Source organism: Candidatus Clostridium eludens, assembly GCF_045310515.1.
Classification (GTDB): Bacteria; Bacillota; Clostridia; order Clostridiales; family Clostridiaceae; genus Clostridium_B; species Clostridium_B eludens.
Genome location: NZ_JBJHZX010000034.1, coordinates 26,131 through 48,288 on the forward strand (window position 1 = coordinate 26,131; position 22,158 = coordinate 48,288).

The 22,158-nt window shown below is 30.3% G+C and carries 22 protein-coding genes and 1 tRNA gene; 7 read left to right on the forward strand and 16 right to left on the reverse strand.

The annotated features are described in order from the left end of the window. The first annotated feature begins 60 nt into the window (after nt 1–60). From ACJDU8_RS18975 to ACJDU8_RS18990, 4 genes are all read left to right on the forward strand, one after another. Complete coding sequence (locus tag ACJDU8_RS18975) at nt 61–513, forward strand: Uma2 family endonuclease (protein WP_406793737.1); 453 nt, start codon at nt 61–63, stop codon at nt 511–513. A gap of 126 nt (nt 514–639) precedes the next feature. After that, nucleotides 640–1,215 carry a Uma2 family endonuclease gene (locus ACJDU8_RS18980; protein WP_406793738.1) on the forward strand — a complete coding sequence of 192 codons (576 nt, stop codon included), beginning with the start codon at nt 640–642 and terminating at the stop codon, nt 1,213–1,215. 47 nt (nt 1,216–1,262) lie between these two features. Further along, nucleotides 1,263–2,453, forward strand: coding sequence for a tyrosine-type recombinase/integrase (locus tag ACJDU8_RS18985; RefSeq protein ID WP_406793739.1), 1,191 nt, complete (start codon nt 1,263–1,265; stop codon nt 2,451–2,453). 884 nt (nt 2,454–3,337) lie between these two features. Further along, nucleotides 3,338–4,831: a PIN-like domain-containing protein gene (locus ACJDU8_RS18990; protein ID WP_406793740.1), complete on the forward strand. Its 1,494-nt coding sequence runs from the start codon at nt 3,338–3,340 to the stop codon at nt 4,829–4,831. Nucleotides 4,832–5,179: 348 nt separating this feature from the next. On the opposite strand, the gene ACJDU8_RS18995 is transcribed toward ACJDU8_RS18990, so the two are convergent. The 8 genes from ACJDU8_RS18995 to ACJDU8_RS19030 all read right to left on the reverse strand — a co-directional run bounded on the left by ACJDU8_RS18995 (nt 5,180) and on the right by ACJDU8_RS19030 (nt 13,616). Continuing rightward, a tRNA-Arg gene (locus ACJDU8_RS18995) sits at nt 5,180–5,256 on the reverse strand. Between the two features lie 186 nt (nt 5,257–5,442). Beyond that, entirely contained in the window at nt 5,443–7,083 is a 1,641-nt protein-coding gene (locus ACJDU8_RS19000) for a peptide ABC transporter substrate-binding protein (RefSeq protein ID WP_406793741.1), read from the reverse strand. A gap of 112 nt (nt 7,084–7,195) precedes the next feature. Next, nucleotides 7,196–8,179, reverse strand: a complete 984-nt coding sequence (locus ACJDU8_RS19005; protein ID WP_406793742.1) for an ABC transporter ATP-binding protein — start codon at nt 8,177–8,179, stop codon at nt 7,196–7,198. Beyond that, nucleotides 8,169–9,185, reverse strand: coding sequence for an ABC transporter ATP-binding protein (locus ACJDU8_RS19010; RefSeq protein WP_406793743.1), 1,017 nt, complete (start codon nt 9,183–9,185; stop codon nt 8,169–8,171). The genes ACJDU8_RS19005 and ACJDU8_RS19010 overlap by 11 nt, the downstream gene beginning before the upstream one ends. Nucleotides 9,186–9,203: 18 nt before the next feature. Next, the gene (locus ACJDU8_RS19015) at nt 9,204–10,118 is read right to left on the reverse strand and encodes an ABC transporter permease (protein ID WP_406793744.1); all 915 of its coding nucleotides are present in this window, start codon (nt 10,116–10,118) and stop codon (nt 9,204–9,206) included. 11 nt (nt 10,119–10,129) lie between these two features. Further along, a complete protein-coding gene (locus tag ACJDU8_RS19020; RefSeq protein ID WP_406793745.1) occupies nt 10,130–11,053 on the reverse strand; it encodes an ABC transporter permease in 924 nt (307 codons plus the stop codon). A gap of 283 nt (nt 11,054–11,336) precedes the next feature. After that, on the reverse strand, nt 11,337–13,082 hold the full coding sequence (locus ACJDU8_RS19025) for a PocR ligand-binding domain-containing protein (protein ID WP_406793746.1): 1,746 nt from the start codon (nt 13,080–13,082) through the stop codon (nt 11,337–11,339). Between the two features lie 372 nt (nt 13,083–13,454). After that, nucleotides 13,455–13,616, reverse strand: coding sequence for a Spo0E family sporulation regulatory protein-aspartic acid phosphatase (locus ACJDU8_RS19030; RefSeq protein WP_406793747.1), 162 nt, complete (start codon nt 13,614–13,616; stop codon nt 13,455–13,457). 472 nt (nt 13,617–14,088) lie between these two features. Here ACJDU8_RS19030 and ACJDU8_RS19035 point away from each other — a divergent pair, with 472 nt between their 5' ends. The 3 genes from ACJDU8_RS19035 (at nt 14,089) to ACJDU8_RS19045 (ending at nt 17,037) form a co-directional block, all read left to right on the forward strand. Next, nucleotides 14,089–15,300 carry an EAL and HDOD domain-containing protein gene (locus ACJDU8_RS19035; RefSeq protein ID WP_406793748.1) on the forward strand — a complete coding sequence of 404 codons (1,212 nt, stop codon included), beginning with the start codon at nt 14,089–14,091 and terminating at the stop codon, nt 15,298–15,300. A 332-nt stretch (nt 15,301–15,632) separates the two neighbouring features. Next, complete coding sequence (locus tag ACJDU8_RS19040; protein WP_406793749.1) at nt 15,633–16,181, forward strand: NADH peroxidase; 549 nt, start codon at nt 15,633–15,635, stop codon at nt 16,179–16,181. 166 nt (nt 16,182–16,347) lie between these two features. Then, complete coding sequence (locus tag ACJDU8_RS19045) at nt 16,348–17,037, forward strand: flavin reductase (RefSeq protein WP_406793750.1); 690 nt, start codon at nt 16,348–16,350, stop codon at nt 17,035–17,037. Between the two features lie 126 nt (nt 17,038–17,163). On the opposite strand, the gene ACJDU8_RS19050 is transcribed toward ACJDU8_RS19045, so the two are convergent. The 8 genes from ACJDU8_RS19050 to ACJDU8_RS19085 form a co-directional block, all read right to left on the reverse strand. Continuing rightward, entirely contained in the window at nt 17,164–18,042 is an 879-nt protein-coding gene (locus tag ACJDU8_RS19050) for an MBL fold metallo-hydrolase (RefSeq protein WP_406793751.1), read from the reverse strand. A gap of 46 nt (nt 18,043–18,088) precedes the next feature. Beyond that, entirely contained in the window at nt 18,089–18,661 is a 573-nt protein-coding gene (locus ACJDU8_RS19055; RefSeq protein WP_406793752.1) for a class I SAM-dependent methyltransferase, read from the reverse strand. Then, nucleotides 18,658–19,050, reverse strand: a complete 393-nt coding sequence (locus ACJDU8_RS19060) for an iron-sulfur cluster assembly scaffold protein (protein WP_406793753.1) — start codon at nt 19,048–19,050, stop codon at nt 18,658–18,660. Before ACJDU8_RS19060 ends, ACJDU8_RS19055 begins: the two co-directional genes overlap by 4 nt. A gap of 22 nt (nt 19,051–19,072) precedes the next feature. Then, nucleotides 19,073–19,531, reverse strand: a complete 459-nt coding sequence (locus ACJDU8_RS19065) for a DUF134 domain-containing protein (protein ID WP_406793754.1) — start codon at nt 19,529–19,531, stop codon at nt 19,073–19,075. Then, nucleotides 19,501–19,974 carry a Fur family transcriptional regulator gene (locus tag ACJDU8_RS19070; RefSeq protein WP_406793755.1) on the reverse strand — a complete coding sequence of 158 codons (474 nt, stop codon included), beginning with the start codon at nt 19,972–19,974 and terminating at the stop codon, nt 19,501–19,503. The genes ACJDU8_RS19065 and ACJDU8_RS19070 overlap by 31 nt, the downstream gene beginning before the upstream one ends. Nucleotides 19,975–19,990: 16 nt before the next feature. After that, on the reverse strand, nt 19,991–20,347 hold the full coding sequence (locus ACJDU8_RS19075) for a NifB/NifX family molybdenum-iron cluster-binding protein (protein ID WP_406793756.1): 357 nt from the start codon (nt 20,345–20,347) through the stop codon (nt 19,991–19,993). A 112-nt stretch (nt 20,348–20,459) separates the two neighbouring features. After that, nucleotides 20,460–21,308, reverse strand: coding sequence for an ATP-binding protein (locus tag ACJDU8_RS19080; RefSeq protein WP_406793757.1), 849 nt, complete (start codon nt 21,306–21,308; stop codon nt 20,460–20,462). Further along, nucleotides 21,299–22,129, reverse strand: coding sequence for an ATP-binding protein (locus ACJDU8_RS19085; RefSeq protein ID WP_406793758.1), 831 nt, complete (start codon nt 22,127–22,129; stop codon nt 21,299–21,301). The genes ACJDU8_RS19080 and ACJDU8_RS19085 overlap by 10 nt, the downstream gene beginning before the upstream one ends. Between the last annotated feature and the right edge of the window lie 29 nt (nt 22,130–22,158).

Here is a 22,158-nt window from a genome sequence, read left to right on the forward strand (position 1 = left end):
AACTACACTATAAAATCAAATAAGCTGTTATTATAAATTATTTTAGAAGGAGGAATAAATGTGATACCTGGATCTAAAAAGTATACTTATGATGAGTTTTTACAGTTAACCAAAGATACGGAAAGAGCTGAATTTATAGATGGCGAAATATATATGATTGCATCACCAACACCTGAGCATCAAAGAATATCAGGAAATATATTTTTTGAACTGAAAAATTATTTTAAAAATAAAGGATGCGAACCTTTCGCCGCTCCTTTGGATATAGTTTTAGAAAACGATAGAGGAGATAAAACCGACATAGTTCAACCGGACTTAGTGGTAATTTGTGATAAATCAAAGTTTACAAGTAGCAATTACAAAGGTATTCCCACTTTGATAATCGAAATTCTTTCTCCTTCAACCGCTGCAAAAGATACTATTAAAAAGATGGATTTATACATGAAGTTTAAATTAGCTGAATACTGGATTGTACGGCCTAAAAGTAAGACAGTTGATAATATACGTGTATGATGAGAATTTAAGAGCTTATACGGAACCTATGGCCTATTCAAAGGATGATGTGGTTAAGTCCAGTATATTTAAAGATTTATCTATTAAACTGGAAAATATATTCTAGTAAAGGGGAGGTAAAATTCAATGGATAATACAGCTAAAAACAAAACCTACACTTACGCTGACTACATGAATTACTCTGAAAATGAACGTATTGAGCTTATAGAAGGTAAAATATACGCTATGTCTCCAGCTCCATCAAGAATACATCAAGAATTAATTTCTGAATTAATAACTATATTTAATAATTACATTAAATCCAACAACGGTAACTGCAAGGTATATCCTTCACCTTTTGATGTATTTCTTACTAATGGTGAAGACCTTGATAACTGTAAGAATATTGTCCAGCCTGATATATCGGTAATATGCGATAGGAATAAATTGAATGATAAGGGCTGTATTGGTGCCCCTGATATGATAATAGAGATAGTATCACCTTATAATCCATCTAATGACTATGTAAGAAAATTAGGACTGTATGAACACTCTGGAGTAAAAGAATATTGGATAGTAAATCCTATGAATAAATCCATGTTAGTTTATAGACTTGATGATACAACTCACTATGCCGCTCCTGAAACTTATAATTTCACGGATACAATAAGAGTTGGTATATATGATAGTTTAGAAATCAATTTTAATACTCTAGATGTGTAGTTACTTTGTAATATCTTATAGCAATACAATAAAAGGATGGTGATATTATGCCAACTAAAAAAGCAAATGGTGAAGGGTCTATTCAAAAGTATTATAAAAACGGTGAGTTTAAAGGATGGAGATGTACTATTACGATTGGCCGGGATGATATGGGAAAACTTAAAAGGAAGTCCTTCTACGGTAAAACAAAACTTGATACCATAAAAAAGAAAGATGAATATGTAAATAAATCCGCTGCAGGACTTTTACCTTCTGATGAAAAAGTAACCTTACAACAATGGATTAAAACATGGTTATATGAATATAGGATTAATGATTTAAGGCCTTCTACGCTTGACCGCTACTGTGGAGTGTTTAAGAATTATATATTAAACTCTCAAATAGGTATGAAAAGGCTTAAGGATTTAAAGACTGCAAACTTACAGGCATTTTATAATTCACTTATAAGTGATGAGAACAAAAGCCCTAATATAATTAAAACCATAAATAAATTACTAAAAACAGGATTAAACCAAGCTGTAAAAGAACACTATATAATATTTAACCCATGTGACAATGTTACTCTTCCAAAACTCCCACCTAAGAAAGAAATACAAATATTCACCGTTGAAGAGGAAATAGCTTTTATAAAATCCTTAGTTAACCACAGAAATAGAGCCTTATTTATATTAGTTCTTGGGACTGGATTGAGGATTGGTGAAGTAGTCGCTCTCAAATGGTCTGATATAGATTTTAAAAATTATGAGCTTAAAGTCCAAAGGACATTTAAGAGAGTTCATTTGATAAATAATGAATCATCTTCCCATAAAACCGCAATAATAGAACAGCAACCTAAAACAGTAAACAGTATCAGAACTGTAAGTATACCCTCAAATATTATAGAAGAATTAAAAAGACATAAAACAAGACAGCTTGAAGAAAAATTAAAAGCTGGTGAAACCTATATAGATAATAACCTGGTATTTCCCAATGAGATAGGAGAGCCCACAGATACAAGAAATCTAACCAGGAGTTATGCCAGGGCCTTAAAGAAATCCAACATAACTTATAAAAATTTTCATGCCATGAGACACACCTTTGCCACCAGATTATTTGAAAGGAAAGTAGAGCTACCTGCAGTTCAAAAGCTTCTAGGTCATAGCAGCATAAAAATTACAAGTGATATCTATACCCATGTATTACCTGATGTAAAAGTGAAAGCGGTTGATACATTAAACGATTTATTTGCAGATTTGTAAAAGGGGCTGTTCAGCATATGAAATTTGAACGACGTAACTATTGAATATTAAGATAAGGACAATGTTCTTTGAGAATTGAATAATATGATGCAAAAAAAACAAAAAATATGCTATAATTTCCATGTAGTACAAGCTGCGAAATGATTATCTAAAAGAAGAGGTCGATACTGTTATATACGTAGCAGACTACATTATGCAAGTCAATATGGTGAGATGTGCATAGCTCTTCCAAGGTCTAAGGGCCTGGAGAGTTTGATGATAAATATGTTATTAGAACAGCTGAGATCCTATAATGTCTGAGAAATCAGTATGCGAAATCAGGGGAGGGAAGGGGGTAGCACAATATAGCTTCAAGTAAGCTTAAAGTTATGCAGACAGGAGAGCTGAAGAACATGCTTAATGAGCTCTTGAAATACAATATAATTTAGAAAAAGCTAGACTATATGGAAAGATACTAGAGCTTGGTAGATTTTCAAAACAAAATAGAGTAAATCGTAGCTTAGATAACTAGAAATTTTCTACTTTATTAGATTTAGATTCCATTGTAGCGAATATGGAAAGAAAGGATTCTTTCGATGTAAAGTCAAGACTAGTAGGAAGAAATTCAGAAGTAAAATTAAGACAATGAAACAATGGATTAAGAATAATAGGATAATACAAGAGGTATGAAAAGCCGTATGCCTAAAAAGGGTACGTATGGTTTTGTAGAGGAGCATAGGCAGTGATACCTATGTTTACTCTGGAGTTAAATTGGAATCATTTAAAGAAAAGCATTAGTATTTAAAAACAATGGATGTTATTTCACTCATATAGGCAGTTCGATATTTTAGATATTGAAGCAATGTATAAGTCAAGCTACTTATTTTGAAAGGATGGGTATCACGATGCAACTAGAAAAGTATGAATTAGATAAAAAAAAAGAAGAAGAATTATTTAAAGATGCAGTTATTATATTTGATACATCTGCATTGCTGGATTTATACTATTATTCTGAAAAAGCACGAAAACGTATTGTGGATAATATTCTTGGGAAAATAAAAAAAAGAGTTTGGATTCCTGCACAAGTTGAATTCGAATTTTCTAAAAACAGAGAAAAAGTTATTCGTAAGCCAGTTCAAACGTATAAAGATTTATTAACTATACGTAGAGTTGATAGAAGCAGTGAAGATAATCTAACCAATAAAGATGATAAAAACAATAATGATAATAAAAATAATAATGATAGCGGATATATGGAAAAATTAGAAAAACTGATTAATGAAATTAAGAATCAAAAAATGAAAGAAATTATAGGACAGATAAATGCACTTACCGAAAGGACAACGGATAAAAAAGTAAATAAACATCCTATTTTGGAAAAAGATTTATTTTCAAACATTAAAGCTAAAATTGAAGAATTAGAAAAAGATATTAGCGGATTAGTTGGTGAATTTAAAACATTTAAAGAGGATTTTTCTAAAAGTATTAATGAACGCATCGCTGGGATCAATAAAGATGCTGAAATTGATTCTTTATTTAATAAAATAGAAGAGCTTTTTAAGATTGGAGAAGAATTTTCGTATGATGAAACTATTGAAATTATAAAAGAGGGTGAAATACGATATAGAAATTCAATTCCCCCAGGATATAAAGATTTAAAGGATAAGATAGGATTTCAAATGTATGGAGATTTAATATGCTGGAAACAAATTTTAAAATACATGAAAGATATTAATAAACCAGCAATTTTAGTTACAAATGATGTAAAAGAGGATTGGTTCGATAAGTCTGATAATATAAAAAAGCCTAGATATGAATTGATTAAAGAGTTTTGGAGCCAAACAAATAATCAATTTTGGATGTATGAAATGTCAACTTTCCTATTTAAAATTGAATCAACTTTGGGTATAAAACTTGAACGTTTTGTGAAGGATGAAATAAATTCAACTATGGATTTAAAATTCATAAATAGTATAAAACCCAAAGTTATTAGAGAGGTGTGCAGATATGCAAAAAATAGGAGTGACTTGCATAATAAGTATGGAATTGCTCAAATTAACTCTGGAAATGCTGAAGAATTAGAGCGCTTTTGGGAATATTATAAAACTGGAAAAGGTAAACTTATAAAGGAAGCGGAAAAAGAATTAAGAGATTACTTACATGAATTAGATTTTGAAACAATCAAAATAATACAAACAATTATGTATTTAGGCAGAGATGGAGATTATAATGAAGAAGATAGAGTTGACGAAAGGTATTCAAAATTCAGACAAGATTTAGATGAATTGGGTTGGAGTAAAAAAGATATAGAAATTAACCAGATGGTAAATAAAATACCTTTAGATAAGTATTTAATTAAAGGGTTAAAAATATTAGGCATTGAATTTGAAGAAAGTTAAATCTTTAAGTGCTGCATTTAACCGATAAAGAAATCGAACAATTTTATAAAAGTACCGTATTATTCAACTTGAATTTTATGGTACTTTTACGTCATAATTCAAGTGTTTTACGTTATAACACACAAAATTATTTTCATATAATTTTTGCAGATACTAGCAATTTTTAAGTAATTTAGCTTTATTTTAAAACTATGTTATTTACCCTATAATCTCATAGGGTAGTTTTTATTTATTTCTTTTTATTGTGTTACCAATCGTGTTGTTTTTATAAAACCTCTGTGGGTTGTGTTACGGTTGTGTTATTTTGCATTAAAAAAGACCCTTACACATAAGTAAAAGCCTTGATATTGGTGCACCAGAGAGGATTCGAACCCCCGGCACGCTGGTTCGTAGCCAACTGCTCTATCCAACTGAGCTACTGATGCATATTACCAACATTATATTAACACAAATAACATTTAAAATCAATTTAATGTTTAATAATTTCCAAAAATTAAGATCCGGCTAATATAAACCATACACTTATCAATAATAAAAAAATAGCAGCTCAACCTAAATCGAATGCTGCTATCTTAACATACAGTTTAAAAATCAATTATTATGTTTTTGTATTATTTTTCAAGACTAGCATTTCTAAAAATAAAGAATCCTAAATTTGATATATGAACACCTTTAAGTTTTGGATTCATGCAAACAACTTCAGTATAGTAGTAAATTGGGATTATAGGTAAATCAACCATCAGTTGATCCTCTGCCTGATGCATTAATTCAGCTCTTTTAGCTTTGTCAGGTTCGCCTTTAGCCTGAGCTATCAATTGATCATATTTAGTATTTGAATATCCTGCATTATCATTGCCATTTCCAGTTGTAAACATATCAAGGAAGGTCATAGCATCATTATAATCAGCTATCCATCCATCTCTGGCTAATATAAACTGGTGATTTTGAAGTTGAGTTAAATGAACCTTCCTCTCAACATTTTTAAGGGTAACATTTATTCCCAAATTCTTTTTCCACATATCCTGAATTGCCTGGGCTACATTCTGATGATTCTGCATTGTATTATATAGTATTTCTAATTGAGGAAATCCTTTTCCCCCAGGATAACCAGCTTCAGCTAAAAGTTTTTTAGCTTGTGCTACATCTGCAGTTTTAGGCAAATATTCTTTATTGGTAAATTGTTTGCCATTTGAATCACTAGTACCTATAGGTACAAATGAAGTAGCAGGATTTTCACCGCCTTTTGTAACTTTTTCTACTAGGGCAGTTCTATCTATGGACAAATTCAATGCTTTTCTAACTCTTACATCACTTAAAGCCTTAGCTGATGCTGGATTAATATTTTTAGCCTGCGGTGACACATTTATATCGTAGTAATAAACTGCCAAATAAGGATAAGCTTTTGCAGTACCATCTTTTAATAAATTAGGAATTTCAGCAGTAGGTGGTTTATCGATTAAATCTAAATCCCCTGTTTTAAATGCTGCATAGTAACTGCTTTCATTTTCTAGAGTTTTAAATTCAATTCTATCTATTTTTATATCTTTAGCATCCCAATAATTAGAATTTTTTTCAAAATTTAAGCTGTCCTTTGCTTTGTATTCAACCATCTTGTAAGGTCCATTCGATATATAAGTATCTGCTTTTGTGGCCCAGGAAGTTGGATTCTTTTCAACTACATCTTTTCTTACAGGAGCATAAGTAGGAAGAGATGTAAGTGACAGAAAGTAAGGAATAGGATTTTCGAGGGTAGCTACTAGAGTATAGTCATCCTTAGCTTGAACTCCTACTTGGTCTGCTGTAGCTTTGCCAGTATTATAAGCTTCTCCATTTTTTAGATAAAATAGCTGATATGCATATTGAGAAGCAGATTTTGAATCTAAAGCTCTTTTCCATGCATATTCAAAGTCTTTTGCAGTAACTGTTTTTCCATCAGACCATTTTGCATTTTTCCTTAAGTGAAAAGTGTAAGTAAGCCCATCAGTGGATACATCCCATTTTTCTGCCACACCAGGTACAGGTTTCTCATTATTGTCTATATTCGTCAAACCTTCAAAGGCATTGACGATTACCTGAGCTCCTTCAATTGAATTGTTTAAACCGGGGTCAATGCTTCTAGGCTCAGCAGCTATATTTACTTTTATAGTACTTTTGCTGCTTGCATTATTGGAATTTCCACAACCTGTGAATAAAGTTCCTACAAAAACAAGTGACATTGCAAGTGAAAAAATTTTCAATTTTGTTTTCACCATAATAGTAGACCTCCTATTAAATTTAATTTTAAAAATTTATTATAAATATTTATATACCTTAAATTTATTTTAAGAATCCAAAGAATATAATTTATATAAAAATTAAGTAGTATTATTTGTTACACAAATGACATGATACCCAGTGTCCATTAGCCACCTGCTTTAATTCTGGTTCTTCTTCAGCACACACCTTCATGGCATATTTACATCTATCTTTAAATCTGCATCCTGGCGCAGGATCAATTGGAGAAGGCGTTTCACCTTCCAGCATTATCCTCTTACTTTTAGCTGAAATATCAGGATCTGGGATTGGTATTGCAGATAATAGTGCTTTAGTATAAGGATGAACAGGATAGCTATATAACTCATTGCTTTCAGCCATCTCCATCATTTTTCCAAGATACATTACTCCAATTTTGGTAGATATATGCTTTACCATGGATAAATCATGGGCTATAAACAAATAAGTAAGGCCTAAGTCATCTTGAAGATCTTCCAGCATATTTACTACCTGTGCCTGAATTGATACATCTAGGGCAGATATGGGTTCATCACATATTATAAATTCAGGTTCTACTGCAAGAGCCCTTGCTATTCCTATTCTCTGCCTTTGGCCACCTGAAAACTCATGAGGATATCTGCTTATATGATCTTTATTTAAGCCTACTTTATTTAGAAGGTATTGAATTCTGTCTTTTCTTTCTCTTCCATTCATTAAATTATGTATGTCTATAGATTCGCCTATTATATCTCCTACTGTCATCCTTGAATTTAGTGATGCATAAGGATCCTGAAATATCATCTGCATCTTTTTTCTATAAGGTAGCATTTTACTAGAAGAAAATCCTGATATATCTACACCATCGTATATAATTTGCCCATCCGTTGGTTCATATAATTTGATTACAGTTCTTCCTATAGTAGTTTTACCACATCCGGACTCTCCCACTAATCCTAAAGTTTCACCTTTATCTATTGAAAAAGATATATTATCTACAGCTTTAACATTACTTAATACTTTTCCCAAAAAGGATTTTTTTACTGGAAAATATTTCTTTAAATTTTTAATTTCAACAAATGGTTTTTTAGCTGCCATTCTTCATACCTCCTATGGTAATATCTACTTTCGGTGCATCAGGATGATTGAGCCAACATGAAGTAAAGTGATCTTCACTAATTTTAAATGCCTGAGGCATTTGCTCTAAGCATATTTTCATTGCATGTTCACATCTCGGATAAAATGGACATCCCTTTGGAGGTTTCAGTAAATCCGGTGGAGTTCCTTCTATTGGTTTCAGTCTCTCTTTTATTTCTGCTTTAGGATTGGGTATACTTCTTAAAAGTCCCCAGGTGTAGGGGTGCTTTGAGTTATAAAAAATATCCCTTGTACTTCCCTTTTCAATAATCATTCCTCCATACATTACATTTATTCTACTACACAGATCAGCCACAATTCCCAGATCATGAGTTATTAAAATTATAGACATATTTATTTTAGATTTTAAATCCTTCATAAGTTCTATTATCTGTGCTTGTATGGTTACATCTAAAGCTGTGGTAGGTTCATCTGCAATTAAAAGCTTGGGATTACAGATAAGAGCCATAGCTATCATTGCTCTTTGTCTCATTCCACCTGAAAATTCATGAGGATATTGATTTATTCTTTTCTCTGCACTAGGTATTCCAACTAATTTTAGCATCTCAACAACTTTTTTATTGGCATCTTTTTTGTTGATACCTTTATGCTTTATTAAGGGTTCAGCCAATTGGTATCCTATTTTTAAAACTGGGTTCAAAGATGTCATAGGATCTTGAAATACCATTCCAATTTCGTTGCCTCTTATGTTTTCCATTTCCTTGTTATCTAATTTAGTTAGATTTTTATCTAAGAATTTTATACTATCTACTTGTATTTCACCATTATCCGGAAGAAGTTTCATAATTGACATCATGGTTACACTTTTTCCACTGCCAGATTCTCCAACTATTCCGAGAGCCTCACCTTTATCTAGATGAAAGGATACTCCTTGTACTGCTTTTACTTTTCCAAGATAAGTATGAAAAGATGTATATAGATTATTTATGTCAAGTAATTTATCCATTACTATAATCCCCCTTAATTATTTTTTCATTTTAGGATCTAGAGAATCTCTCAATCCATCACCTAATAAATTAAATGCCAGCATAGTTAAACATATAGCTATAGACGGAAAAAATAATTGCATAGGATATAATTGAAATCCATCTAGTGCATCGGAAGCTAACGTTCCCCAGGATGCCATAGGAGCAGATACCCCAAGGCCTATGAAGCTTAAAAATGATTCTGTAAATATAGCTTCTGGAATTGAAAGAGTTAAGGTTACAATTATTGGCCCCATACAGTTTGGAATGAGATGCTTAAAAATTATTCTAAAGGAGGATGCTCCTAGAGTTTTTGCAGCGAGTACAAATTCCTGTTGTTTAAGAGACATTATTTCTCCTCTTACTATTCTTGCCATGGTGAGCCAGAATGCCACAGCCAGGGCTATTATTATACTTTTAAGACCAGCACCAAATACTACCATGAAAAGTATGACATAAATTGTCATAGGTATAGAATAGAGAATGTCTACTATCCTCATCATTATATTATCTATTTTTCCACCAAAATAACCTGCTATTCCACCATATAATATTCCAATTACTATATTTAATAAGCTTGCAACATAGCCTACTGTAAGTGAAATTCTTGCACCATACAGTATTCTTATAAATACATCTCTTCCAAATTTATCTGTTCCAAACCAGTGGGTACCACTTGGCGGTAAATTGGCCATATTCAAATCCTGGCTGTAATAATTATATTTAGAAAACATTGGCCCAAATATAGCTAAAAAAGTAATAAATATTACAAACATTAAACCCACCACAGCCAATTTATTGTCTTTTAATCTTCTCCATACATCCTGCCAATAAGATATATTGGGTCTTACTATAGATTCGGATTCTTTTTGTTGTTTTGAAACCTTTTGAAATACATCTTTTGGTAATTGCATCTTTTAACCTCCTAAGATTGAAGTTTTATTCTAGGATCTATAATTACATACAATATATCTACAATTAGATTGCACATTATTAAAAATGCACTATAAAATATAGTAACACCCAATATGGTAGTATAATCTCTATTATATATGCTCTGAACAAATTCTCTTCCAAGGCCTGGTATACCAAATAAATTTTCTACTACAAAACTTCCGGTAAGTATGCCTGCAAACAAAGGCCCTATATATGTAACTATAGGTATAAGTGAATTTCTTAGGGCATGTTTATATATTATTTTTATTTCAGATAAACCTTTTGCCTTAGCCACCCTTATATAATCCTGTCTTATTACTTCTAATAAACTTGACCTTGATAATCTAGCTATAAATGACATAGAATATGCACCTAGGGCAACAGATGGAAGTATATAGCTTGTAGGAGTATCCAATCCCACAGCAGGAAACCAACCTAATTTAACTGCGAAAAAATAAATAAAAAACGTTGCCATAACAAAATTAGGAACAGTTACTCCTAAAGTGGATACAAACATTGATAGACTGTCCTGCCACTTACCTTGGTGTAATGCAGCTATTGTGCCCATAAATATACCTAATATTAAAGCAAAAGCTACAGCTAATAACCCTATTTTAGCAGATACAGGAAATGACTGAGATATTACTTCATTTACACTTTTTCCTTCATACCTCATAGATGGACCCATGTCACCATGTAATACTACATTACCTAAATAAGTAGTATATTGTTTACCAAGTGGCTTGTCCAATCCAAATTTTTGCTCTAAATTAGCTTTAATTTGAGGTGGAAGTTTCTTTTCATCATCAAAAGGCCCCCCTGGAATTGAATGCATTAATAAAAAAGTTATTGATAACACGACCCAAATTGTAATAACACTATATACTAGTCTTTTTAAAACATACTTCAGCATTTTTGACCTCCATTGTATATTAAAATTGCAAGTCCTCTACTATAAAAGTAATTTTAGTCTATATTATACATTCAATAGCTATATTTATAGATAAATGTTGTTTTGTAAAGAATAATGATATTATTATATATTTTACCATTTTAATTATCCACTTTCAACCTTTTTTGACATTTGATATTATTGGTACTGATATTTTATATATTTATTAATTTAGTAACCATTCAGGTAATAACAATGCCTAATTCTATTGCTACTATAGATCTAAATCTTTGTCAATTTCTAATCATTTATATATGTCAGAAAACTCTATATTTATCCTTTCAACAAAGTTATTTGCATAACCATTATTATATTGAATGTATTTTTCATTACCAACTAAATTTACAGTCCGTATAGGGATTCTTATTGTAAATTTAGTTCCTTTTTTATATTCACTCTCTACAGAAATATTACCACCCTGCATTTCAATAAGTGATTTAACAAGTGATAATCCTATACCACTTCCCTCATGGTTTCTTCTTATTGACTTATCTACCTGTCTAAATCTTTCAAATATCAAGTTTAACTTTTCCTTAGGTATACCAATGCCAGTGTCTTCAACAACAATAGTTATATAATCCTCCTCATCAATTACATTTACAAATATACTTCCACCTTTATCCGTGAATTTTATACAATTAGACAGCAGATTAAGTATAATTCTTTCAATTTTATCAGGATCACAAGCAATTATTTTTTCTTCCACATCAGTATCAAAAATAAGATTTAAATTGTTAGCAGCTACGTATTCTGCCGTTGATAAAGTAATTTCTTCTATGATATTAACTATGTTACAATTAATTAAATTAACCTCAAAAAGACCAGAGTCCACTTTAGTTACATCTATTAAGTTATTAATTAATCGCAGCAGTCGAAAACAATTTTGTTTTCCGGCATTTAGATAATTAATAACTTTTTTTCTATCTATTGATTTATCCTCATCTATTATGTATTTTCTTATCATTTGATTTGAACTTAAGATAATATTTAGAGGAGTTCTTAACTCATGAGAAATATTAGCAAAAAACTCAGTCCTTAGTTTTTCTAATTCAAGAGTCTGATTAAGCTTCAATAATTCTATCTGCTTTCTTTCAGTAATATCCCTTACTGCTACTACTATTCTCTCTTTACCATCAATAGTTGTAAGATGATGATTAGCTTCCGCCCAAGTTTCTTTGCCCTGTTTGTCTATAATAATATTCTCTAATATTAAAGGATTGCACTTTCTCATCTTTTTAATTAATTCCTCATTATTTGTTTCAATATGTGGAGAATTGTTAGAAATAAGATCTAATCTAGTCATATTCAATAGCTCTTTCTTTGAATAACCAAACATAACAATTGTAGTCTTATTTACATCAATTACTTTACTTTTAATGTCAAAGATAATTATGGCATCATTTACTGAATCCAAAATTGTCTTAAAATATTGCTGACTTTTTTCAAGTTCTTCTTGAGACCGTTTATACTTTAATAACCTATACCCACTTTCAGCTAGCATTGTAACAAAACCTGTGTAATACTCCACTATATACTTCACTTTATTTTTAGAGACTACTGGTACTTGACGAAAGGCAGCAATATATCCCTCTTCATCAAAACCTAGTTTTTGTGCCTGTTCACGAAAAAACTTCTCATCGATTACTTCATCTTCATAAAAAAACTGTCCAACAAAAACTGTGGCAACATGTTTATCTGAAATAATAACTGGCATTGCAATATCCCACATATTATTCTGGCATTTATAAGCAACATATGTGTTCTCTTTAAGATGATTCTTTATATAATTGTTACCTTTATTGCATCTTTCACAAGTAACCGGATTGGCCCTGTGATACTTTGTACAAATATCCTGCAACCCTACCGCAACATGAACTGTACCATCCTCATCAATAATAGAAAATTGAATGCCCGCATAAATGTAAAGGTTTTCTGACATGGTTTTCAATATATCCACATTTATTAACTCTGAAAATTTTAATTTTCCCATAATATCCCCCTAGAAATATATACTTTTTACCATTACTAAGAACAATTTACTTTCTATATAATTCTATATTAATACTAAAATGTATCAAAATAAAGCCAATATTGTTATTTTTCAGATTATTGGCTTTCAATTTTTTAAAATTACATTTATTTATCAAATGAAATAGTACTAGCTCTGTAAATCATAACTCCCCATTAGTTTAATTTTATTCATAAACACTCCTTTTCTTTCATAACAACAATAACCTGTTGTTAAAATAAAAAAATTCATCAAATATAAAAAAACAGGCTCATGGTAAATACTTATAAGCCTGTTTGCTTCACTCTCAAAATGATATTCTCTATATAATATAAAAAAACAAAACTCAAAAAATTAGGCACTACTTTCTAAAATGTTTGATAAATTAAGTTTGTAGTAGGAAACAATAAGTTTATCTAGCTGTTGGCTTGTCTCCAATATTTCCTCATTAGTAAATTTGTCTGAATCTAACATAGTATGTAAGTTATCTCTTACCTCTTCTAATATATTCTTCATATAACTTCCACCTTTACTAATTTAACATTCATTTAACATTATATTATAAAAATGAAAGTTATTCAAAATAATTTTGATAATTTATCAAAATACGCCATAAATTATTATGCTTTTTCTATTAAATAAAATTTACCAAAATAGAAAAATAATTTATAGTAATTATAGTAGATTTATATTTTGAATTATGAAGAACTCGATATTTGGCTAACAATATATATTTTTGTAAATGAATGTTTGAAATTGCAAATAAAAAATTGTTAAAATATATTATATTACGTGATATTATAAGGATTAATGGTACATTTAAATTTAAGTGGAGATGACTTATTATGAATTTTCTTAGAAAACCAAAGATAAAAACAATAAATATATAATAGCCTACAAAAAACTTTCTATAAAAGTCAGCTTCAACAATATAAAACTTTAAGAGAAAATATTACTAGACTTGTTGATACACGAAAACGGAGGCCTTATGGATATATTTATAGCAAGACAACCTATTTTTGATAGATTTAATAGAATTTATGGATATGAAATTTTGTTTAGAGATAATATTAGAGAAAATAAATGTAGTGAAAATGATGGGGATAACGCAACTATTGAGGTTATAAAAAATAGTTTTTTCTACATAGGTATGGATAAAATAGTCCAAAATAGAATGGCTTTTATTAACTTCACCGAAAACATTTTAACCTCAGAAGTATTTAAGCTAATTTCACCTGAAACTGTAGTAATTGAAATATTAGAAAATGTAAAACCATCACACAAAGTAATAAATGCATGTAAAATTTTAAAACGAATGGGATTTATACTTGCTTTAGATGATTTTATTCTTGATGAAGAACATAAAAAATTTATTAATTTTGTAGATATAATAAAAGTTGATTTTCGTATAACTCAAGGCTATGAACGAAAAAAAATAATTGATAATGTAAAATCTAAAAAAATAAAGTTTCTTGCGGAAAAGATTGAAACAATTAATGAATTTAATGAAGCTAAGCAGTATGGCTACGTATACTTTCAGGGCTATTATTTTAGTAAACCTATAATTATATCCGGTAAGAAAATACCCGAAAATAAAATTGTATATATAAAATTGCTAAAGGAAGTAAATTCAAAAGAAACATCTATGAAGAATATTGAAAATTTGATTAAAAATGATGTTTCACTTTCATATGATTTGTTAAAGATAATAAATTCTGCTCAATTTTGCTTAAAAAACCGGATAAAATCAATCAAACACGCTATTATTTATTTTGGAGAAAACAAAATAAAAGAATGGATAAATCTAATCTGTATAAAATCAATTACTAATGATAAACCCGAGATAGTTACCATTAATACACTAGTTAGAGCATATTTTGCAGAATCCATATTTATTAAATCAGGTTTATTAGAAAAGTCCTCTGATGCATTTCTAACAGGAATGTTTTCTTTAATAGATACTATACTTGAAAGACCATTAAAAGAAATATTAGAAGAACTATCTATATCCAGTGAGATTAAAAGTGCACTGCTTGGGGAAAAAAATAATTATTATAGTAAGGTATTAAAACTAATTGTTGCATATGAAAAAGAAAAATGGGATGAGGTAACACATTTGCAGTTAGATTTTCATCTAAAGTCTACAGATTTAATAAGTTCATACTTTGAATCTATCCATCAAGTAGGTTTATATTTATGATTATTTCATTTATATATATTTTCTCATCACATCCTGCTGCTGTTTATCAGCTTCACACACCCATACATAACTTCTCTTTTACTTCACCTACATTTACAACTTAATTAACAGACAATAAGCATAAATAATTAAAAGTTACTTATGCTTTTTATTCGTGTAAATATTATACCACACCAGGCTTTAAATAGTATTTAAAAGATATCATAGCAATAAAAATAATTAAAATTAAAAAAAGTTCTTGACATCTAACAATTATTATCCTATAATAATAATTGTTAAGAGATAAGCATAAAAATAATTACATAATATTAATATATAGGGAGGAATTTATAATGAAAAAATTTGTTTGTTCAGTCTGTGGTTATGTTCACGAAGGAGATACACCTCCAGCAAAATGTCCTGTTTGTGGTGCATCAGCAGATAAATTTATAGAAAAGAAAGACGCCGGAGCAATTAGCTGGGCGGATGAACATGTAATAGGCGTTGCTAAAGGTGTAGATCCAAAGGTAGTAGAAGAGTTAAGAGCTAACTTTACAGGAGAATGTTCAGAGGTTGGTATGTATTTAGCTATGAGCCGCCAGGCAGATAGGGAAGGATATCCTGAAGTTGCAGAGGCATATAAGAGAATAGCTTTTGAAGAAGCAGAACATGCAGCTAAGTTTGCTGAATTATTAGGAGAAGTGGTAGTGGCAGATACAAAGAAGAATTTGCAAGCAAGAGTAGACGCAGAAGAAGGTGCTTGTAAGGGCAAAAAAGATTTAGCAACTCTTGCTAAGAAATTAAACTATGATGCAATTCATGATACAGTACATGAAATGTGTAAAGATGAAGCAAGACATGGAAGTGCATTCCAAGGATTGTTAAATAGATATTTTAAATAAGAGCTAGCATGCTGTTCTGACAAATATCATATTTATTAAATAAATTATAATTCAAATAAAAATAGTAAACCTGTGTTTTTTAAATACAGAACAATACCGTTATAAATTAGTATATAAATGAGAGGAGGAAGTACTTACATTTGGTATATGTAAGTATAATAAATTTATGATTGATAATAAAGCATTTTACAAATTAAGTTATGGGTTATATGTTATAAGTTCTATTTCTGGAGGTAAAAAAAATGGTCAAATTGCAAATACAGTCTTTCAGATAACATCAGAGCCAGCCAGAATTGCAGTAAGTATTAATAAGCAAAATCTTACTCATGAGTATATACAAAATAGTAAACTCATAGGAGTATCAGCTTTATCAACAGAAACTCCTTTGGAATTTGTGGGTAAATTTGGTTTTAAATCAGGAAGAACTACTGACAAGTTTTCAGGTGTATCCTTTAAAACAGGTGAAAGTGGTGTTCCAATAGTTGTAGATAACACAGCTTCATATTTTGAATTAAAAGTTGAAAAAGAAATAGATATAGACACTCATACTATATTTATTGGGAAAGTATTAAATTCAGAATTGATTAAAGATATAGACCCAATGACATATGCATATTACCAGGATGTAAAACATGGTAAATCACCGCAAACTTCACCAACTCACATAGGAAATAAAAATAATCCTGTAAAAGATATGCCTAAATATCGCTGTTCAGTATGTGGATATATTTATGATCCAGCTGTAGGAGATCCTGATTCATATATTGAGCCTGGTACCTTATTCGAAAATGTGCCTAGTACATGGGAATGTCCAGCATGTGGTGTACCTAAAAGTAAGTTTAATCCATTAGTTTAAATATTAAAGGGAAATGGAATTTTTCATTTCCCTTTTCTCTGCAGCTATAACCTAGTCACTCATCTTATCTATTTTTACTTTACCTAATTCTTGGTTTTCAGCGGCAATTATATATATTATTATAGTTTAGCGAACTATGGAAGAACCTGTGGAATTTACAAAAAAATTTTCACAAAAGATTTTTAACTGAGAAATTGCAATATTCCCAGTACAGTGGGAAGCCCCTATTATTTTTATGTTCATTTTTTTTAATTCAACTATAGTTTTTTCAATTCTATCCATGGAAGCCTCCATTAGATGGGTACCTCCAATTACTCCAAATATATTTTTACCTGATTTAATTTTAATAGATTTTATTATATTTAGTACACCTGGATGAGAGCACCCTAAAAGTATCAAAAGTCCTTTTGAAGTATCTATTCCAATACATATTTCATCTTTAAAAGTGTCAATTTCAAAACTCTCTCCTGATTTTATTTTCATACTAGGATTTAGCTTTTCAAAGTTATAGTAGGATTTAAAATTTGTAAATATATATACACCTTCTACTATTTCTGTCTGATCTAAGGTTATATAGTCTACCTTAAATGAACTTTGTTTTAAAAATTCTTCATCAAAATTTACTCCTATATAATTAAAGCCTTCCATATCTTTAATACTCTGTGAATTCTTAAAGGTTTCAGAGTTATTTTTCTTAGTATGATAATATTTCTTTCCGTTTGAGAAAAAATATTGGCTTAATAATAATTTAGGTCTTATGGTAAAACTTTCAGAAAAACTTTTTAATCCATTACCATGATCATAGTGTGCATGGCTTATTACAATATAATTTGTTTTATTTAAATCTATACCTAAGTTTTCTGCGTTTTTTATAAAATTTCCACTTTGCCCTGTATCAAATAATATATTGAATTTTGAAGATTGTATAAAAAATGAAAGCCCATGTTCGCATATTAAATTTTTATTATCCCCCAGGGAATTCTCTATTAAAGTAATTATTTTCACAATATCGCTCCTTTATATTTAAAACATTCTTAACTTATAGACTAGATTATTTTTGTGCTATTAAACCATAAAAATTCGCCCCGATGTCTATAGTTGATATGTTTGAAAATCCAAGGACATCTAATACTTTTATTAAATCTGTTTTATCTAATCTATGTTCAATAGGAGGTCCAAACTCATTATTAATTTTCTGCCATTCAACAATAACAATTCTTCCTTTAGGAGAAATACCTTTTTTTATCTCACTTAAGAATGCTTTTTTATCTTCTATCTCATGGAGTACATTACTTATAAAAGCAATAGTTATTTCAGCATCTTCTAATTTAAAATCATTTTCTTTTATCAATAAAATTTTTATATTTGAAATATTATTTTGCTTTATTTTTATTTGAACTTCTTGAAGCATTTCCAGCAAAATATCTAACGCAAATATTTTACCACTATCTCCTACAATTTTAGATGCTGGAATTGTAAAATATCCAATTCCACAACCTATATCAGCCATCACGTCTCCTTGGTGTAATCCAAGTTTAATAAGCGTTTCTTCTGGAGGCAGCAGCTTCCTTCTTTTTGCATTATCAAGTTTATGTTTGTTTTTAACATCGAATTTGTGAATCATTGTTTATCTTCACCTGCCGAAACAAGATAATTTTCAATGGCACTTCTTAATGCCTTGACTCCAAGATTTGAGCAATGTTTCTTATTTTCAGGTAATCCTCCAAGTGCATTTATTATATCGTCTTCAGTAATTGATGATGCCTCCGTTAAAGTTTTTCCCTTTGCAAGTTCTGTGGTCATACTGCTTGTAGCTATTGATGCAGGACATCCATAAACTAGAAACCTAATATCCTCTATTAGGTTATCTTCTACCTTAATATATATATTTAAAGAATCTCCACAAGCTGGATCCCCAGCTTTTCCTTCACCATTTGAGTCATCTAATATCCCTACATTTCTAGGACACATAAAATGCTCAATAACAATATCCGTATATTCACTTGTAAACATATGTCACTTCCTTATCTTTATTCTATAAAGTATTATCATCTGTGTTGTCACCTTTACACCATTTTGCACAAAAATCTGCTTTCTTACTGCATATAACTCTTTGAGACCCACAAATGGGACAAATAAACCTATCCCGCTCATAGTTTATTTCATATATATTGCCACAATCAAAACATTTAAATTTACATAGAGTGGTTGTATAATTTCCTCCACTTATTCTTATAGCATTTCCCTGTGTCAAAGCCTCAGCTGTTTTCTTTCTTGCACTATCAATGATATTTTGAAAAGTTTGCCTTGATACCTGCATTCTTTCGGCACATTCTTCCTGATTTAATTCTTCGATATCTTTTAATCTCATGGCTTCAAGTTCTTCTACCTTTAAAACTGTTTCATTGACTTTACATTTAGCTTTTCCTAATGGTACAAAATAGGTATGTTTTGGAAAAAATTCTACTTTTCTAAACTTTGTTGGTCTTGCCATATTTTATCTCCCTTGCATTTACTACATATTCCACTTAGCATAATGTTTACATCATTTACCTCTAAATTATTTTCTTCTTCAACTTTTTTATTTAGTTTTATATATTCCAGACTTAAATCTACATTATCTATATCTATTATACTATTACACCTGGAACATTTAAAATGAATATGCAGAGGCTTTCCACTAAAAATTTTCATTTCATAGTAATTCATATCATTAATGTTTATCTTTTTTACTATATCTAAATCATTAAACATTTTCAAGCTTCTATATATTGTTGCAAGACCAATGTTGGTGCCCTTTATTCTTTCATAAATTTCATTTACAGATAAATGGGTATCAGCATTTATCATTTCCAAAAGTACTATTTTCTTTTGGGTTGTGAACTTATATCCTTCTTTTTTAATTAATTTCTCATATAAGGAAAGATCCCTATTCATTAAGTTTCCTTAAGTATTACTCATTACAGTGGCCCTCGTGGGCATGTTCGCTGCATACACTGCCTGTGGATTTAAGTTCACCTTTTATAAACTTGTCTACAGCACTGCTGCATAACCCTTCAGCTCCCACAACAACTTCTATTCCACTTTGGCTAAAAAGCTCTTGTGCCGCTGCCCCCATTCCTCCTGAGATTATTACATTTACACCAAGTTCTTTTAAAAATACTGGCAGATATCCTGGCCTATGTCCTGGGTTTGGTACAAATTCCTCATTTTTTACTTTTTCATTTTCTACTTGATAAATTGTAAATCCCTCACAGTGTCCAAAATGTCCACTTACATTTTTTTCTTCGCTTGCAACTGCTATTTTCATAATTATATCCTCCTAGATAATATGTTTTACTTTTATGGAATTAATCCCTATAATGCTTTTTCCATTTGCATCTTCGTCCTATTTTCAGCCATACTAGTATTTTAAAATTTCCTTAGTAAATAAGTTTTTTTATGTTAACCCACATTTCCTTAATGGCATTACACACCGTACTGTCTTTGTAATATATAATAGGTTTCAACTCATTTATAGATTTTATTGCGGTATCATCATAAGGAATTTTTCCTACTAGAACTAATTCTTTTTCTATTACAAATTCCCCTATTTCTTTAGCCATATCTTCATTTATATCATACTTATTTATACAGACCATAATAAGCAGTCCAAAGTTCATACATAATGCTGTTACTCTCATCAAATCTTCAAGTCCGGATTTGGTGGGTTCAGTAACAATTAAAACTGCATCGCTGCCAGTTATAGATGAAATAACAGGACACCCTATGCCTGGTGAAGCATCAATAATTGTTAATGCATCTTTTTCAGCAAATCTTTTTCCATTATTTCTGAGAAAAGTAATCAACTTACCTGAGCCATCACTTCCTATATCCATTTGTGCCCTAGAAATTATACCTTTATCCGATGTTGTAATAAAGGTCCCAGCTGCCTTATTTTCTACCAGTTTAATTGCTTTTTCAGGACATATTAAAGTACATGCCCCGCAACCTTCACAGGAAAAAGTATTTACAACACAATCTTTTATGGCATTAAATTTACATATAACTTCACATTTCCCACATTTAGTACAAAGATACTTGTTTATAACTGCTTTTTTACCACCGTAAAAGTCTCTTTTTTCTATATCTACACCTTCATAAAAAAGATATAAATTAGGGGCGTCTACATCACAATCTATTTTAACCACGCTTTTAGCAAGTTCTGATAGTGCTGTTGCAATTGTAGTCTTTCCGGTGCCCCCTTTCCCACTTAGTACCACTAATTCCACCTCAGCACCCCCAATGTATTTTCTGCCATATTATCAAATAGTTTTTTATATTCAGTATTATTATATAGAATATCTCCCCTGGAATAGATCTCAGCTATATTTTTACTATAATCAATACTGCCTATTAAAGGTATATTTTCTTCTTTACAGTACTCTCTTATTATGTTATCTTCACCATCATCCTTATTTATAACTATTCCAAAAGGAATATTAAATATTTTTACTAGTTCTACTGCCATTTTAAGGTCATGAAATCCAAATTCAGTTGGTTCTGTAACAAGCATTGCACCTTTTGCATATTTTATGGTGTTTACCACATTACAGGATGTACCAGGGCTGCAGTCAATTATATTTACTCCTTCTGGCACATTTTCTAAAAGCTGCTTTATTACAGGTACTGACATAGGTTCCCCTACATTAAGCACTCCCCTTATACACTTTATATTTTGTGTATAACCTTTTTCTATTCTACCACTCTCCCTATACCTATAACTCAATGCCTCCTGCTTGCACACAATTTTACAGGCCCCACAACTGTGACATAGTTTTTGAAATAATATAATGTCGTCTTTAACCTTTGCAAGGGCATTAAATTGACAGACTTCCACGCAGGAACCGCAGGAAATACATTTTTCATCATCTATACACGGATATTCTACTTTAACATGTTCTGTCTTTTCAATATATGGTTTTAAAAATAAAAATCCATTTGGTTCTTCTACATCACAATCTACATAATTAGCATTTAATGCAAGAGCAAGATTTGTAGATATTGTAGTTTTCCCCGTACCTCCTTTTCCACTTAATACTGCTATATTCAAGTTACTTCCTCCTCAAAATTCTATTTTAA